General features: G+C 68.7%; 12 protein-coding genes. 6 read left to right on the top strand and 6 right to left on the bottom strand.

Annotated features, from left to right (window positions below; genetic code table 11):
* Positions 1-1,869 (bottom strand): molecular chaperone DnaK, encoded by a 1,869-nt coding sequence (gene dnaK, locus VC184_RS01770; protein WP_274178224.1) that lies wholly within the window; start codon positions 1,867-1,869, stop codon positions 1-3.
* Between the two features lie 329 nt (positions 1,870-2,198).
* On the opposite strand from dnaK, the gene VC184_RS01765 reads away from it, so the two are divergent.
* Positions 2,199-2,918 (top strand): response regulator transcription factor, encoded by a 720-nt coding sequence (locus VC184_RS01765; RefSeq protein ID WP_114589032.1) that lies wholly within the window; start codon positions 2,199-2,201, stop codon positions 2,916-2,918.
* Positions 2,919-3,031: 113 nt separating this feature from the next.
* Positions 3,032-4,489, top strand: coding sequence for an MFS transporter (locus VC184_RS01760; protein WP_323987132.1), 1,458 nt, complete (start codon positions 3,032-3,034; stop codon positions 4,487-4,489).
* 6 nt (positions 4,490-4,495) lie between these two features.
* On the opposite strand, the gene VC184_RS01755 is transcribed toward VC184_RS01760, so the two are convergent.
* The 3 genes from VC184_RS01755 to VC184_RS01745 all read right to left on the bottom strand — a co-directional run bounded on the left by VC184_RS01755 (position 4,496) and on the right by VC184_RS01745 (position 7,292).
* Positions 4,496-4,942 carry a GNAT family N-acetyltransferase gene (locus VC184_RS01755; RefSeq protein WP_282501946.1) on the bottom strand — a complete coding sequence of 149 codons (447 nt, stop codon included), beginning with the start codon at positions 4,940-4,942 and terminating at the stop codon, positions 4,496-4,498.
* 70 nt (positions 4,943-5,012) lie between these two features.
* Positions 5,013-6,680 (bottom strand): BCCT family transporter, encoded by a 1,668-nt coding sequence (locus VC184_RS01750; RefSeq protein ID WP_407667122.1) that lies wholly within the window; start codon positions 6,678-6,680, stop codon positions 5,013-5,015.
* A 78-nt stretch (positions 6,681-6,758) separates the two neighbouring features.
* Complete coding sequence (locus tag VC184_RS01745; protein WP_323987131.1) at positions 6,759-7,292, bottom strand: MarR family winged helix-turn-helix transcriptional regulator; 534 nt, start codon at positions 7,290-7,292, stop codon at positions 6,759-6,761.
* A 112-nt stretch (positions 7,293-7,404) separates the two neighbouring features.
* Between VC184_RS01745 and VC184_RS01740 the strand changes: the two genes are divergently transcribed.
* Positions 7,405-8,007 (top strand): hypothetical protein, encoded by a 603-nt coding sequence (locus tag VC184_RS01740; RefSeq protein ID WP_323987130.1) that lies wholly within the window; start codon positions 7,405-7,407, stop codon positions 8,005-8,007.
* A 69-nt stretch (positions 8,008-8,076) separates the two neighbouring features.
* On the opposite strand, the gene dcd is transcribed toward VC184_RS01740, so the two are convergent.
* Both dcd and VC184_RS01730 read right to left on the bottom strand, forming a co-directional pair.
* Positions 8,077-8,682, bottom strand: a complete 606-nt coding sequence (gene dcd, locus VC184_RS01735; RefSeq protein WP_323987129.1) for a dCTP deaminase — start codon at positions 8,680-8,682, stop codon at positions 8,077-8,079.
* A gap of 51 nt (positions 8,683-8,733) precedes the next feature.
* Complete coding sequence (locus VC184_RS01730; protein WP_112616065.1) at positions 8,734-9,747, bottom strand: LacI family DNA-binding transcriptional regulator; 1,014 nt, start codon at positions 9,745-9,747, stop codon at positions 8,734-8,736.
* A gap of 202 nt (positions 9,748-9,949) precedes the next feature.
* Between VC184_RS01730 and VC184_RS01725 the strand changes: the two genes are divergently transcribed.
* The 3 genes from VC184_RS01725 to VC184_RS01715 are packed head-to-tail and all read left to right on the top strand — an operon-like array spanning position 9,950 to position 13,172.
* On the top strand, positions 9,950-11,254 hold the full coding sequence (locus tag VC184_RS01725; protein WP_282501943.1) for an ABC transporter substrate-binding protein: 1,305 nt from the start codon (positions 9,950-9,952) through the stop codon (positions 11,252-11,254).
* Between the two features lie 8 nt (positions 11,255-11,262).
* Positions 11,263-12,279, top strand: coding sequence for a carbohydrate ABC transporter permease (locus tag VC184_RS01720; protein ID WP_323987128.1), 1,017 nt, complete (start codon positions 11,263-11,265; stop codon positions 12,277-12,279).
* On the top strand, positions 12,276-13,172 hold the full coding sequence (locus tag VC184_RS01715) for a carbohydrate ABC transporter permease (RefSeq protein ID WP_323987127.1): 897 nt from the start codon (positions 12,276-12,278) through the stop codon (positions 13,170-13,172). Before VC184_RS01720 ends, VC184_RS01715 begins: the two co-directional genes overlap by 4 nt.
* The last annotated feature ends 78 nt before the right edge of the window (positions 13,173-13,250 follow it).

The following is a 13,250-nucleotide window of genomic DNA, read 5'->3' as shown; positions in this document are numbered from 1 at the left end:
TTACTTCTTGTCTTCCTCGTCTTCGACGACCTCGGCGTCGACGACGTCCTCATCGGATGCCGTCGCGCCGGCGTCGCCGGTCGGAGCGTCGGTCGGGGCGCCCTGCGCCTGGTCGGCCTGACCCTGCGCGTAGATGGCCTCGCCGAGCTTGCCCTGCGATGCGTTGAGCTTGTCGAACGCGGTCTTCACCGCTTCGTCGTCGTCGCCCGCGAGTGCGGTCTTCAGCGCGTCGACGTCGCCCTGGACCTCGGACTTGACGTCCTCGGGGAGCTTGTCGGCGTTGTCGGCGATCAGCTTCTCGATCGAGTACGAGAGGGTCTCGGCCTGGTTGCGGACCTCGGCGGCCTCGCGGCGCTTCTTGTCCTCGGCCGCGTGCTCCTCGGCCTCGCGCACCATGCGCTCGATGTCGTCCTTGGGCAGCGACGAGCCGCCGGTGATCGTCATCGACTGCTCCTTGCCGGTGCCCTTGTCCTTCGCCGAGACGTGCACGATGCCGTTCGCGTCGATGTCGAAGGTGACCTCGACCTGCGGGATGCCGCGGGGCGCCGGTGCGATGCCGGTGAGCTCGAACGTGCCGAGCGGCTTGTTGTCGCGCGTGAAGTCGCGCTCACCCTGGAAGACCTGGATCGCGACCGACGGCTGGTTGTCGTCGGCGGTCGTGAAGGTCTCGCTGCGCTTGGTCGGGATGGCGGTGTTGCGCTCGATGAGCTTCGTCATGATGCCGCCCTTGGTCTCGATGCCGAGGCTCAGGGGGGTGACGTCGATGAGGAGGACATCCTTGCGCTCGCCCTTGAGGACACCGGCCTGCAGGGCGGCGCCGACGGCGACGACCTCGTCCGGGTTCACGCCCTTGTTGGGCTCCTTGCCGGCTTCCTTCTTCACGAGCTCCGAGACGGCGGGCATGCGGGTGGAACCACCCACGAGCACGACGTGGTCGATGTCGCCGACCTTGATGCCGGCCTCACGGATGACGTCCTCGAAGGGCTTCTTCGTGCGGTCGAGCAGGTCCTTGGTGAGGTCCTCGAACTTGGCACGCGAGAGCGTCTCGGACAGCGAGACGGGGCCCGAGTCGGTCAGCGAGAGGTACGGCAGGTTGATCGACGTCGACTGCGAGCTCGAGAGCTCCTTCTTCGCCTGCTCCGCAGCCTCCTTGAGGCGCTGCAGGGCGATCTTGTCACCGGAGACGTCGACACCGGTCGTGTCCTTGAACTGCTTGATCAGGTACTCGACGATGCGCTGGTCCCAGTCGTCACCGCCGAGGCGGTTGTCACCGGCGGTGGCGCGCACCTGGATGGTCGAGAAGTCGTCGTCCTTGCCCACTTCGAGGAGCGAGACGTCGAAGGTTCCGCCACCGAGGTCGAAGACGAGGATGAGCTCGTCCTCCTTGCCCTTGTCGAGGCCGTAGGCCAGGGCGGCTGCGGTGGGCTCGTTGATGATGCGCAGGACGTTCAGGCCCGCGATCTCGCCGGCCTCCTTGGTCGCCTGACGCTCGGCGTCGTTGAAGTACGCGGGGACCGTGATGACGGCGTCGGTCACGGTGTCGCCCAGGTACTGCTCGGCGTCGCGCTTGAGCTTCTGGAGGATGCGGGCCGAGATCTCCTGCGGCGTGTACGCCTTGCCGTCGATCGCCTGGGTCTTCCAGTCGGTGCCCATGTGACGCTTGACCGAGGTCAGCGTGCGGTCGACGTTGGTGACGGCCTGGCGCTTCGCGGTCTCACCGACGAGCACCTCGCCGTCCTTGGTGAACGCGACGACCGAGGGGGTCGTACGGAGCCCTTCGGCGTTGGCGATGACCTTGGGCTCGCCGCCCTCGAGGACGGCCACGACGGAGTTCGTCGTGCCCAGGTCGATACCCACTGCACGTGCCATGAGTTGTCTCCTTACTTGCGGTTCTATGGGATCGGAAGTCTGCGGCGGCCCAACCTGAGCCGCGATGACTCAACTGTACTCCCGGCCCGAAATGGTGTCAAGCGAACTTGAGTCAAGGCGTATCAAGTTCCGTATCGCGCCGCGCTGCGCAATTCCGTGCACCTGAGCCAAACCTGAGAAAGACTGAGGCACGATCATCGGTTCCTCCCAGGGGCGCGCTATATGTTGAGTCCACCCATGACAAGAAGCGTGATCCCGAACTCGCCTCTCGTCGACCTCGGACCCGCAATGGGCGGTCGTCGAGCGTTGCGTCGCGCCCGGAGACGACCATGACCCGCACCGCTGTCGTGATCGAGGATGACGACGACCTCCGAAGCCTGCTCACCCAGACCCTCGAGCAGCACGGCTTCGCCGTTCACGCTTTCGCAGACGGGCATGCCGGCGTCAACGCGGTGCGCGCCGTGCGTCCAGACCTGACCACCGTCGACGTCAAGCTCGACGGCATCGACGGGTTCGAGGCGGTCCGCCGCATCCGCGCCTTCTACGACGGATACGTGCTGATCATCAGTGCCGTCGACGACGAGACGGCGACCGTCGAGGGATTCCGCAGCGGCGCCGACGACTACGTCATCAAGCCCTGGCGCCCGTACGAGCTCCGGGCCCGCATCGACGCCCTCATGCGGCGCCCGCGGACGCTCCAGGCGAACGAGGCGGCACCGGGCGCATGGCTCGAAGCCGGCGGCCTGCGACTGAGCCCCGGCTCGCGCCGCGTCGAGCTCGACGGACGCTCCCTCGATCTGACGCGTTCCGAGTTCGACGTCCTGCAGGCCCTGATGCAGCGTCCCGGTGACGTCGTCGAGAAAGCGTGGATCGCGCTCATGCTCCGACGGCAGAGCGGCGCGCACGGCGAGCACGTCAGCCCCCACGACCTTCACGCGGTCGAGGTCCACCTGATGAACCTGCGCCGCAAGCTCGGCGACGACGGCCGGACCGGCCGCTGGATCGAGACGGTGCGCGGCATCGGCTATCGGTTCGCGCGTCGCGACTGAAAAGGGCGTCGGCCCCCTTCCCGACGGATACGCTGGCCCCGTCGCGATGACGCGACGTGCCGCCGCCGGCCGGCGGCACCGAGTGTTCACGGAGAGGTTCTAGCGTGCCCGGCATGTCACCCGAGACCGATCCGCCCCATGGGCCCAGCTCCCCGATGTCTTCCGCGCGCGGCGTGCCCGCGCCGCCGACCGCAGCCGACACGCAGGCGCTCGGACGCATCGCCGCCATGCAGGGTCGCGATGTCGACGAGCAGCCGGTCCCCCGCAAGGCCGTCGTCTCGTGGGCGCTGTGGGACTGGGCGACGCAGCCGTTCAACTCCGTCATCCTCACGTTCGTGTTCGCGTCGCTGTTCCTCGTGTCGGACTCGTTCCTTCCCGCCGACATCGCGGCACTGCCCGACACCGACCCGGTCAAGGAGGCGGCACTCGCCGAGTTGGCGAGTGGCTACGGCGTCGCCTCGACGGCCGCCGGCATCCTGATCCTGCTCCTCGCCCCGGTGCTCGGCCAGACCGCCGACCGGTCGGGGCGCAAGAAGCGCTGGCTCGGGGTCTTCACCGTCGTCCTCGCGCTGCTGCAGTTCGCCCTGTTCTTCACCTTCGCCGACCCGGCCTTCTTCTGGTACGGCGCGATCGTCCTCTCCCTCGGCGCCGTCGTCTCCGAGATCGCGGGCGTCAACTACAACGCCATGCTCGTGGAGGTCTCGACGCCCCGCACGATCGGCCGGGTCAGCGGCCTGGGCTGGGGGCTCGGTTACATCGGCGGCATCATCGCCCTCGCACTGGTGGTCGCCCTCACCTTCGCCGATTGGTTCGGGATGGACACCAGCAACGGTCTCGCCTACCGGCTCATCGCCGTGGGCTGCGGCGTGTGGACGATCGTCTTCGCCATCCCCCTGCTGCTGAACGTGCCCGAGCGCACCGCGCCGCACGACACCGAGAAGGTCGGCTTCTTCGCCGCGTACGCTCACCTCGTCACGGACATCGTCCGCCTCTACCGGACCGAGCGCCCGACATTCTGGTTCCTGCTCGCGAGCGCGGTCTACCGCGACGGGCTCGCGGGCGTCTTCGCCTTCGGCGGCGTCCTCGCCGCACGCGCCTTCGGGTTCTCCGCGACCGAGGTCATGGTCTTCGGCATCGCCGCGAACCTCGTCGCCGGCGCCTCGACCATCGTCGCGGGACGATTCGACGATCGCTTCGGCGCGCGCTCCGTGATCGTGGCCACCCTGTCGGGCCTCATCGCCGTCGCGGTGCTGCTGTTCGTCCTGCGAGATGCCGGCTCGATCGTCTTCTGGATCGCCGGGCTCATCCTCTCGGGCTGCGTGGGGCCGGCCCAGGCCGCGAGCCGCTCGCTGCTCGCCCGGGTGACGCCGCCGGGGATGCAGGGCGAGATCTTCGGCCTCTACGCCACGACGGGACGCGTCGCGAGCTTCCTCTCGCCCGCCATGTGGTCGTTGTTCATCGCCTGGTTCGGCAGCATCATCTGGGGCGTGCTGGGCATCGCCGTCGTGTTGCTCTTCGGGCTCGTGCTGCTGCTCTTCGTTCGACTGCCGAAGCAGGCCGGCATCCGCTGACCGGGCTCAGGCGGGGCGGCGCATGGGGACGTGCGGGATGTCGTCCTCGGAGAACTCAGGTCCGTTGACCTCGAACCCGAAGCGCCCGTACCACCCGGCGAGGTGCTTCTGCGCGTCGAGGTCGATCGCGGTGCCGGGCCACCGCTCGACGGCGCGCTCGACCGCCGCGCGCATGAGCTGGGCAGACAGACCGCGGCCTCGCGCGTCGGCCGCGGTCGCCACTCGGCCGATGCGGGCGTTTCCCGAGACGTCGCGAAGCAGCCGGAGCGTCGCGAGCACGCGTCCGCCGTCTTCGATCCAGAAGAGTTCGGTGTCGGGCTCGAGGTCGCGGCCGTCGAGCTCGGGGTAGGCCGCGGCCTGCTCGACGACGAAGACGCTCACGCGCAGCCAGAGGAGGCGGTAGAGCGTCTCGGCGGGGACATCGGTCAGACGGGCGGAAGACACCGGAGGCATCCGCCCAGCGTACGACGAAGGCGCCGGGCGGTCGTGCCCGGCGCCTTCGCGACGATTCGCTGCAGCGGTGTCAGCCGCGCCTGCCGCCGATCCACGGGAAACGCACTCCCCGTTCGTTCGGCTCTTCGACCTCGAGCCCGTAGTGGTCGCCGATCCGCTCGATGAACTGAGCCCGCTCCGCGCGGGCGTACGCACGACGTTCGCGCTGGAAGGCCAGAACCGTCGACCAGCACATCAGCAGCATCACGATCGAGAACGGCAGGGCGATGAGGATCGCAGCCGTCTGCAGCGCCTGCAGGCCTCCGGCCAGCAGGAGCGCGCTCGCGAGGGCGGCGGTGATGACGACGAAGAAGGTGCGCACCCAGCGCGGCGGCTCGGGATTTCCGCCCGTCGCGATCATGCCCATGACGAGCGCACCCGAGTCAGCCGAGGTGATGAAGAAGACGGCGATCAGGACGATGGCACCGATGGTCAGCACACCACCGGCGGGCAGCCCCTCGAGCAGCTGGAACAGGGCACCCTGCAGGTTCACCGACCCGTCGGCGGCGAGCATCGACCCGGGCTGCTCGAGTTCGCGATACAGCGCCGAGCCGCCGAGGACGGCGAACCACAGGATGCCGATCAGCGTGGGGACGAGCAGCACGCCCGCCACGAACTGGCGCACCGTGCGCCCCTTGCTGACGCGCGCGATGAAGATGCCGACGAAGGGCGCCCACGAGATCCACCAGCCCCAGTAGAACGACGTCCACTGCGCCTGCCAGGCCTCGCCGGCCGCCCCCTGAAGCGCGCTGACGGTGAAGGAGAGACCGATGAAGTCCTGGATGTATGCGCCGATCGACTGCACCCACTCGCGCAGCAGGAACTGCGTGGGTCCGACGAAGAGCAGGAACAGCAGCAGCAAGCCGGCGACGATGAGGTTGAAGTTGGAGAGCCACTTCATCCCCTTCGTCACTCCCGACAGTACGGAGAAGAGGACGAAGACGGAGACGATCGCGATGAGCCCGATGAGCATCGCGTCATTCAAGGGCGGGAGGCCGATGAACTCGAGCCCGGATCCCATCTGCATGACACCGAGCCCGAGCGAGGTCGCGACGCCGAACAGGGTGCCGACGAGGGCGACCGCGTCGATGACGTTGCCCGCAGCACCGCGAACCCGATTCCCCAGCAGCGGCTCGAGCGCCCAACGGATCGAGATCGGGCGGCGGCGGCGATGGATCGCGTAGGCGAGGGCGAGGCCGACGACGACGTACATCGCCCAGGCGTGCACACCCCAGTGCAGGTAGGTCTGGGTCAGAGCGCTCTGCGCCAGCTGCTGCTCGGTGCCGGTGACACCGGGACGCGGGTCCACGAAGTGGCTGAGCGGCTCGCTCACGCCGTAGAAGACGAGACCGATGCCCATGCCCGCTGCGAAGAGCAGCGAGAACCACGATCCCGTCGAGAACTCGGGCTCGTCGTCGTCGCGTCCGAGCTTGATGTCGCCGAAGCGGCTGAAGCCGACGAAGATCGCGAAGCCGACGAAGAAGGCGGCGATGAGGACGTAGTACCAGTTGAACGAGTCGACGATCGACGTCTGAATGGCGCCGAAGAACGACTCGGCTGTGGTGGGGAAGATGATCGCGAAGGCGCTGAACCCGACGATGACGACCGCGGCCGGCCAGAACACCCAGCGGGCGATCGTGCCCGGGGTGGACACCGCGGCTATGCGTTCTGCGGGAGAGGGCTGATTCTCGGTGCTCACCGAACCAGGGTCGCAGGCTACCGGCGCAACGCAAAGCGGGGAAGGGTGGTTGCCTGCCGCAATGACACCGGGTAAGGCTCAGCCGCGCGGCCAGGCGTCGGCGAGTTTGGTGAGCAGCCGAGCCAGCTCGGCCCGCTCGTCATCGGTGAATCCGCCCAGCGCGCTGCCGAGGGCCGCCCGACGCTCGCCCCGCACGCTCTGTGCGAAGCTGCGCCCCTCGTCGGTCAGCGCGATGCGCGTGCGGCGGGCGTCTTCGGGGTCGGCCTCCCGACGCACCAGGTCGAGCTCGACCGCCTGCTGCACCAGCCGCGAGGCGCGCGGCTGATCGACACCGATCGCCTCGCCGATCTCGCTGACGCTGAGCGGATGGGATGCCGCGGCGAGCGCCTCGAGCATGCGCAGGCGGGCGAGCCCCGCCATCCTGCCGCGTCCCTCGGCGAACGGGCCGCCGTGATGGCCGTGCGGGCCGTGCCCGCCGTGAACGCCGTGCCCGCCGAACGGTCCGCGCGCCTGCGGTCCGCGCTCGACGCCCGGCGCGGGCCGCCGCAGTCCGCGCAGGCGCCCCAGGGCGTCCGCGATGGCATCGATCCGCGGGTCGTCGTCGGCCGTCATGCTTCGAGAATACATGCGACTTGACATGCACTCGTGGTGCATGTCATAGTGCATACACATGACAGATGACATGCATCAGAGGCCGGATACGCCGGCCCATGAAGGGAACACCATGAACAACCACGACAACACCCCCGAGACGCCCGACACCCGCACGCGGTCGCTGGCCTTCTGGATGCGCACGGCCGGAACCGCCCTCGCCGGCGAGATGAATCGGACGCTCGCCGCCGAGGGACTCGACCGCCGAGACTGGGCCGTGCTCGACGTCCTCGCGGGAGAGCGAGAGATCCCCGGCCTCGCCGAGCGCGTGCAACGCGGCGGCAAGCGCGTCCGCTCCCTCGCGGCTCGCGGCTGGGCCGTCGAGCGCGACGGCGCCTGGACCATCACCGAGGACGGACGTCGCGAGCGCGACCGCATCCACGGCCTCGTGAGCGGTGTCCGCGATCGCGTGCGCGACGCCGTGACGGAGGCGGACTACGCGACGACCCTCGCCTCGCTCGAGGCGATCGCCCGCGAGCTCGGCTGGGACGAGAGCTCACCGCGCCGATTCGGCCCGCGCGGCCGGCATGGCTTCGGGCGCGGCTTCGGTCACGGTCACGGCTGCGGCCCTCGCTTCGGCGAGCACCCGCACCGCGGCGAGCACCCGCACCGCGGCGAGCGCGCCTTCGAGCGCGGCTTCACCGCGGGCTTCGCGGCCGGGCGCAACGCCGCCTGACCCACGACGTCCCGAACGGCGGCCCCGAGGTTCTCCACCTCGGGGCCGCCGTGCACCCCGGAACGGGCGTCAGGCGCCGCGCGACCCGGCGTCGATGGTGCCGACGTCGGTGCGGTGGAAGTTCTGGAAGGAGCGGGATGCCGTCGGCCCGCGCTGCCCCTGGTAGCGGTTGCCGTAGGGGCCCGACCCGTAGGAGTTCTCGCTCGGCGAGCTGAGCTGGAAGAAGCAGAGCTGCCCGATCTTCATGCCCGGCCACAGCTTGATGGGCAGAGTGGCCACATTGGCGAGCTCGAGCGTCACGTGACCCGAGAACCCCGGGTCGATGAATCCTGCCGTCGAATGAGTGATCAGGCCGAGGCGTCCGAGCGACGACTTGCCCTCCAGACGCGCGGCGACGTCGTCGCCCAGGCCCACCTGCTCGAAGGTCGACCCGAGCGCGAACTCCCCGGGATGCAGGATGAACGGCTGATCCGGCTCGACCTCGATCAGACGGGTCAGTTCGGGTTGGTCCTGGGCGGGATCGATGAAGGGGTACTTGTGGTTGTCGAACAGCCGGAAGTACCGGTCGAGGCGCACGTCGACGCTCGACGGCTGCACCATCGAGGCATCCCAGGGATCGAGGCCGATGCGGCCCTGCTCGATTCCGGCACGGATGTCGCGATCACTCAGCAGCACGGACACAGCCTAGAGCGCGACGCCGCCGCTGCCGGCATCCGCGCGACAGCGTCATCCGGCCCGACGCCCCGCGGGCGGTGCCGTGGTCTGCCGGGCGACCAGCTTCGTCGGAAGCCGCAGGTGCGTGGCCGGCGGCGTCTCGCCGCGCATGAGGGCCAGCAGCATCTGGACCGCGGCCGCCCCCAACCGCCCCATCGGCTGACGCACCGTCGTGAGGGGAACCGGGAGCCGCGTCGCCTCGGGGATGTCGTCGAACCCGACGATCGACAGATCGCGCGGCACCTCGAGCCCGAGCTCGGCGGCGACCTGCAGGATCGCGATGGCCGACACGTCGTTCGCCGCGAACACCGCGGTGGGGCGATTGTCAGCGGAGAGCATCTCGATCGCGACCTCGCGCACCGTTGCCTCGCGATACCGGCCGGCACCGACGTAGGTCGCATCGAACGGGATGCCGGCGTCGGCGAGCGCTCGGCGGTATCCGGCGTCGCGCGCGATCGACGATCGCAGGTCGGCGCGCCCCGCGATGTAGCCGATGCGCGTGTGGCCCATGCCGATGAGATAGGCCGTCGCCTCACGGGCGCCGCCGTAGCTGTCGCTCTCGACGATCGGCACGTCGGCCGGACCCGTGTGCGGGTCGATCGCGACGAGCGGCACGTCGGCGCTCGCCCTGACGACGGTCGGGGTGACCATGATGGCGCCGTCGATGAGCGTTCCACTCAGCCGCGAGAGCGATCGGCGCTCCCACCCCTCTTCGTCACCGCGCGAGCCCGAGTACGCGAGCAGGTCGTAACTGGTGTCACGCAGCGCCTCCCCCACGCCCTTCAGGATCTCGGCGCTGAACGGCTCGAAATCGGCGACGAGCACACCGATGACACCCGTCGAGCGCGAACGCATGCTGCTGGCGATGAGACTCGACTCGTAGCCGAGCTCGGCGACTGCCGCCATGACGGCATCCACGGTCGCCGTCGCGACGCCGTAACGCCCGTTGACGGCCTTCGACACGGTCGACACGGAGACGCCGGCACGCTCCGCAACGTCGTGGATGGTGGGTCGTCGTCGGTCCATGACCGCATGCTAGCCCGAAATGGAAACCGTTTTCGAAAACGTTTGACACCTCTTTGTTGCCCGCGCAAACTTTCGGTGTCCGACAGCACCAGCGAATGTCCGACGACTCCGAGCATCGCCGCTCGGCGGTTCGAGCAGCCCAGCCCGGGCCCGAAGCGGCGCGCTCGGCAGATGTCCACTCAACGAAGAGAGAAGGAATCACATGGCACGCACCATCACGGCTCGCCGCAAGGCTGCCGTCACGGCTGCCGTCCTGGCGGTGGGGGCGCTCGCGCTCACCTCCTGCAGCGGCAACGGCGACGGAGGCAGCGCCGACGGCACCGTCGAGATGACCCTGTGGCAGAACTCCACGACCGGCCCCGGCCAGGAGTTCTGGAAGGACGCGATCGCCGCGTTCGAGGCCGAGAACGAGAACGTGAAGATCTCGATGCAGTCCGTGCAGAACGAAGACATGGACGGCAAGCTCCAGACGGCGCTCAACGCGGGCGACCCGCCGGACATCTTCCTGCAGCGCGGTGGCGGCAAGATGGCCGCCATGGTGCAGGCCGGGCAGCTGATGGACCTCACCGACCTCATCGGCGACACCGCCAAGGAAGAGATCTCCGAGGGCTCGTTCAAGGCCGAGACCTATCAGGACAAGGTGTGGGCGATGCCGCTTGCAGTGCTCCCCAGCGGGTTCTGGTACAGCTCCGACCTGTTCACCCAGGCCGGCATCACCGAGGCCCCCGCGACGGTCGAGGATCTCGAGGGCGTCGTCGACCAGCTCAAGGCCGCCGGCATCGCGCCCATCGCGCTCGGCGCGAAGGACGCCTGGCCCGCCGCGCACTGGTTCTACAACTTCGCCCTGCGCGAGTGCAGCCCGGAGACGATCGAGAAGACCGGCGACTCGAAGGATTTCAGCGATGAGTGCTGGCTGAAGTCCGCCGAGGACCTCGCCGACTTCGCCGAGCTGCAGCCGTTCAACGAGGGCTACCTCACGACCTCTGCGCAGCAGGGCGCGGGCAGCAGCGCAGGCCTCATCGCGAACCACCAGGCCGGCATGGAGCTCATGGGCGCGTGGAACCCGGGCGTCATCGCCTCGCTCACGCCGGACGAGCAGCCTCTCCCCGACCTGGCGTGGTTCCCCTTCCCCGAGTTGTCGGGTGGCGAGGGCGAGCCCGGCTCGATCATGGGCGGCGTCGACGGATACTCCTGCTCGGCGAAGGCCCCGAAGGAGTGCGCCGACTTCCTGAACTTCCTCGCCAGCGCCGAGCAGCAGGAGGCCTACTACCAGGCCTTCAACGCACCGCCGGTGAACTCGGTCGCGCAGGAGGCGGTCGAGGAGGAGTACCTCCAGGAGGTTCTCGCCGCATACAACAAGGCGCCCTTCGTCTCGCAGTGGCTCGACACCGTCCTCGGACAGAACGTCGGCAACGCGCTGAACGTCGCCGTCGTCGATCTGCTGGCGGGCAAGAGCACGCCCGAGCAGATGATCAAGTCGGTCTCCGACGCAGCGAAGAAGGGCTGATCCGCATCATGTCGCTCAGCGAGACAGCCGTGGCGGACTCCGCCGGCGGCGTGGATCTCGCGGCCCGGGGCGAGGGCGTCACCACGACGCCCTCGCCCTCCCGGCGCCGCCGAGGCCTGGGCTGGTCGGGTCGCCTCGAGATCGCGGTGCTCGTCGGCCCCGCCCTGGTGATGTTCGTCGGGTTCGTCATCTTCCCCGTCGTGATGGCGGCCTACTACGGCTTCTTCCGGTGGCAGGGCTACGGGCCGCCCACCGAGTTCGTCGGCCTGCAGAACTACATCACGATCCTCACCGATCCGACCTTCGTCGAGGCCCTCGGCCACAACGCGATCATCGTCGTGGCATCCCTCGTCCTGCAGGGGCCGGTCGCGATCCTCCTCGCCCTGCTGCTCAACCGCCGCATGCGGGGGCAGTCGCTCATCCGGGTGCTGATCTTCGTGCCCTACGTCATCGCAGAGGTCGTCGTCGGCACGGGCTTCGGGCTCATGCTGCAGACGCAGGGCGCCCTCAACGGGGCCCTCGAGCAGCTCGGGCTGGGCGCGCTCACGCGCGACTGGCTCGCCGATCCCTCGATCGCGATCTGGACGCTCATGGCCATCCTGACCTGGAAGTACGTCGGCTTCGCCGTCATCCTCTTCCTCGCGGGCCTCCAGGGAATCCCCGACGAGCTCTACGAGGCCGCTGCCCTCGACGGCGCGGGCTACTGGCAGATGCACTGGCGGATCACCCTGCCGCTGCTCGCCCCCACCCTGCGCATCTGGGCGTTCCTGTCGATCATCGGCGCACTGCAGCTGTTCGACCTCGTCTACATCATCTGGGGCCAGTACGTGGCATCGACAGCGGGCACCTCGACGATGGCCACCTACATGGTCGTCAACGGCCGCAACGCCGGCAGCTACGGCTTCGGAAACGCCGTCGCCGTCGTGATCTTCCTCATCTCCCTCGTCGTCGCGATCGTCTACCAGCGCTACGTGCTGCGCCGCGACACCGCGGGGGCCATCACCGAAGGGAAGCAGGAGCGATGACCGCCCTCACCTCCCCCGCAACTCGTGCGATCGTCGCGCCGGCACCCACCGACCGTCGCGGCCGCCGCAAGGAGCGCCTGCCCTGGGGCAGCCCCGTCGTGTATTTCGTCGCCCTCGTGGTGATCGCGCTGATGCTCGCGCCGGTGCTGTACATCATCATCGGAGGCTTCCGCAGCAACGCCCAGATCACCGTGGACCCGGCCGGCTGGCCGTCGCCGTGGAACATCGAGAACTACCTGGCGGTGCTCACCGGCTCGCAGTTCTGGCAGCAGGTGCTCAACTCGACCATCGCCGCCGGCGCGACGACGATCGGTGCGGTGCTGCTCGGCCTCATGGCGAGCTACATCCTCGCCCGGTACCGGTTCCGCGGCCGCGGGGTGCTGTACGCCGTCTTCGCCTCGGGCCTGATGTTCCCCATCACCGTCGCGATCACGCCGCTGTACATCGTCATCCGCGACCTCGGCCTGATGAACTCGCTCGCGGGCATCATCCTCCCGCAGATCGCCTTCGCGCTGCCGATGACGATCATCATCCTGGTGCCGTTCCTGCGGGCGATCCCCGACGAGATCCAGGAGGCCGCGTTCATCGACGGATGCGGGCGCCTGTCGTTCTTCTGGCGGATGGTGCTGCCCCTGTCGGTGCCCGGCGTCATCACGGTCGGCATCCTCGCCTTCATCGGCAGCTGGAACAGCTACCTGCTTCCGCTGTTCATCCTCAACAACGAGGCGACCTTCACCCTGCCGCTCGGCGTGCAGGCGTTCTCGTCGCAGTACTCGGTCGACACGGCGAAGGTGCTCGCCTTCACCTCCCTGTCGATGCTTCCCGCCCTGGCGTTCTTCAGCCTGTTCGAGCGCCGCATCGTCGGCGGTCTGACCGGCGCCGTCAAGGGCTGATCCCCCGTAGAGAAAGCACGAACTGTGACCCTCACCGATATCTCCGTCTCGACGCGCGTCTCCGATCTGATCGCGCGC

It is taken from the genome of Microbacterium plantarum (genome assembly GCF_035231185.1).
Lineage (GTDB): Bacteria > Actinomycetota > Actinomycetes > Actinomycetales > Microbacteriaceae > Microbacterium > Microbacterium plantarum.
Note: the sequence above shows the minus strand (reverse complement) of the source record. Positions and strands in the feature narration are given on the sequence as shown.

Coding starts and splice junctions, on each gene's coding strand:
- dnaK (WP_274178224.1), bottom strand. CDS start 1,869: ATGGCACGTGCAGTGGGTATCGACCTGGGCACGACGAACTCCGTCGTG.
- VC184_RS01765 (WP_114589032.1), top strand. CDS start 2,199: ATGACCCGCACCGCTGTCGTGATCGAGGATGACGACGACCTCCGAAGC.
- VC184_RS01760 (WP_323987132.1), top strand. CDS start 3,032: ATGTCACCCGAGACCGATCCGCCCCATGGGCCCAGCTCCCCGATGTCT.
- VC184_RS01755 (WP_282501946.1), bottom strand. CDS start 4,942: ATGCCTCCGGTGTCTTCCGCCCGTCTGACCGATGTCCCCGCCGAGACG.
- VC184_RS01745 (WP_323987131.1), bottom strand. CDS start 7,292: ATGACGGCCGACGACGACCCGCGGATCGATGCCATCGCGGACGCCCTG.
- VC184_RS01740 (WP_323987130.1), top strand. CDS start 7,405: ATGAACAACCACGACAACACCCCCGAGACGCCCGACACCCGCACGCGG.
- VC184_RS01730 (WP_112616065.1), bottom strand. CDS start 9,747: ATGGACCGACGACGACCCACCATCCACGACGTTGCGGAGCGTGCCGGC.
- VC184_RS01725 (WP_282501943.1), top strand. CDS start 9,950: ATGGCACGCACCATCACGGCTCGCCGCAAGGCTGCCGTCACGGCTGCC.
- VC184_RS01720 (WP_323987128.1), top strand. CDS start 11,263: ATGTCGCTCAGCGAGACAGCCGTGGCGGACTCCGCCGGCGGCGTGGAT.
- VC184_RS01715 (WP_323987127.1), top strand. CDS start 12,276: ATGACCGCCCTCACCTCCCCCGCAACTCGTGCGATCGTCGCGCCGGCA.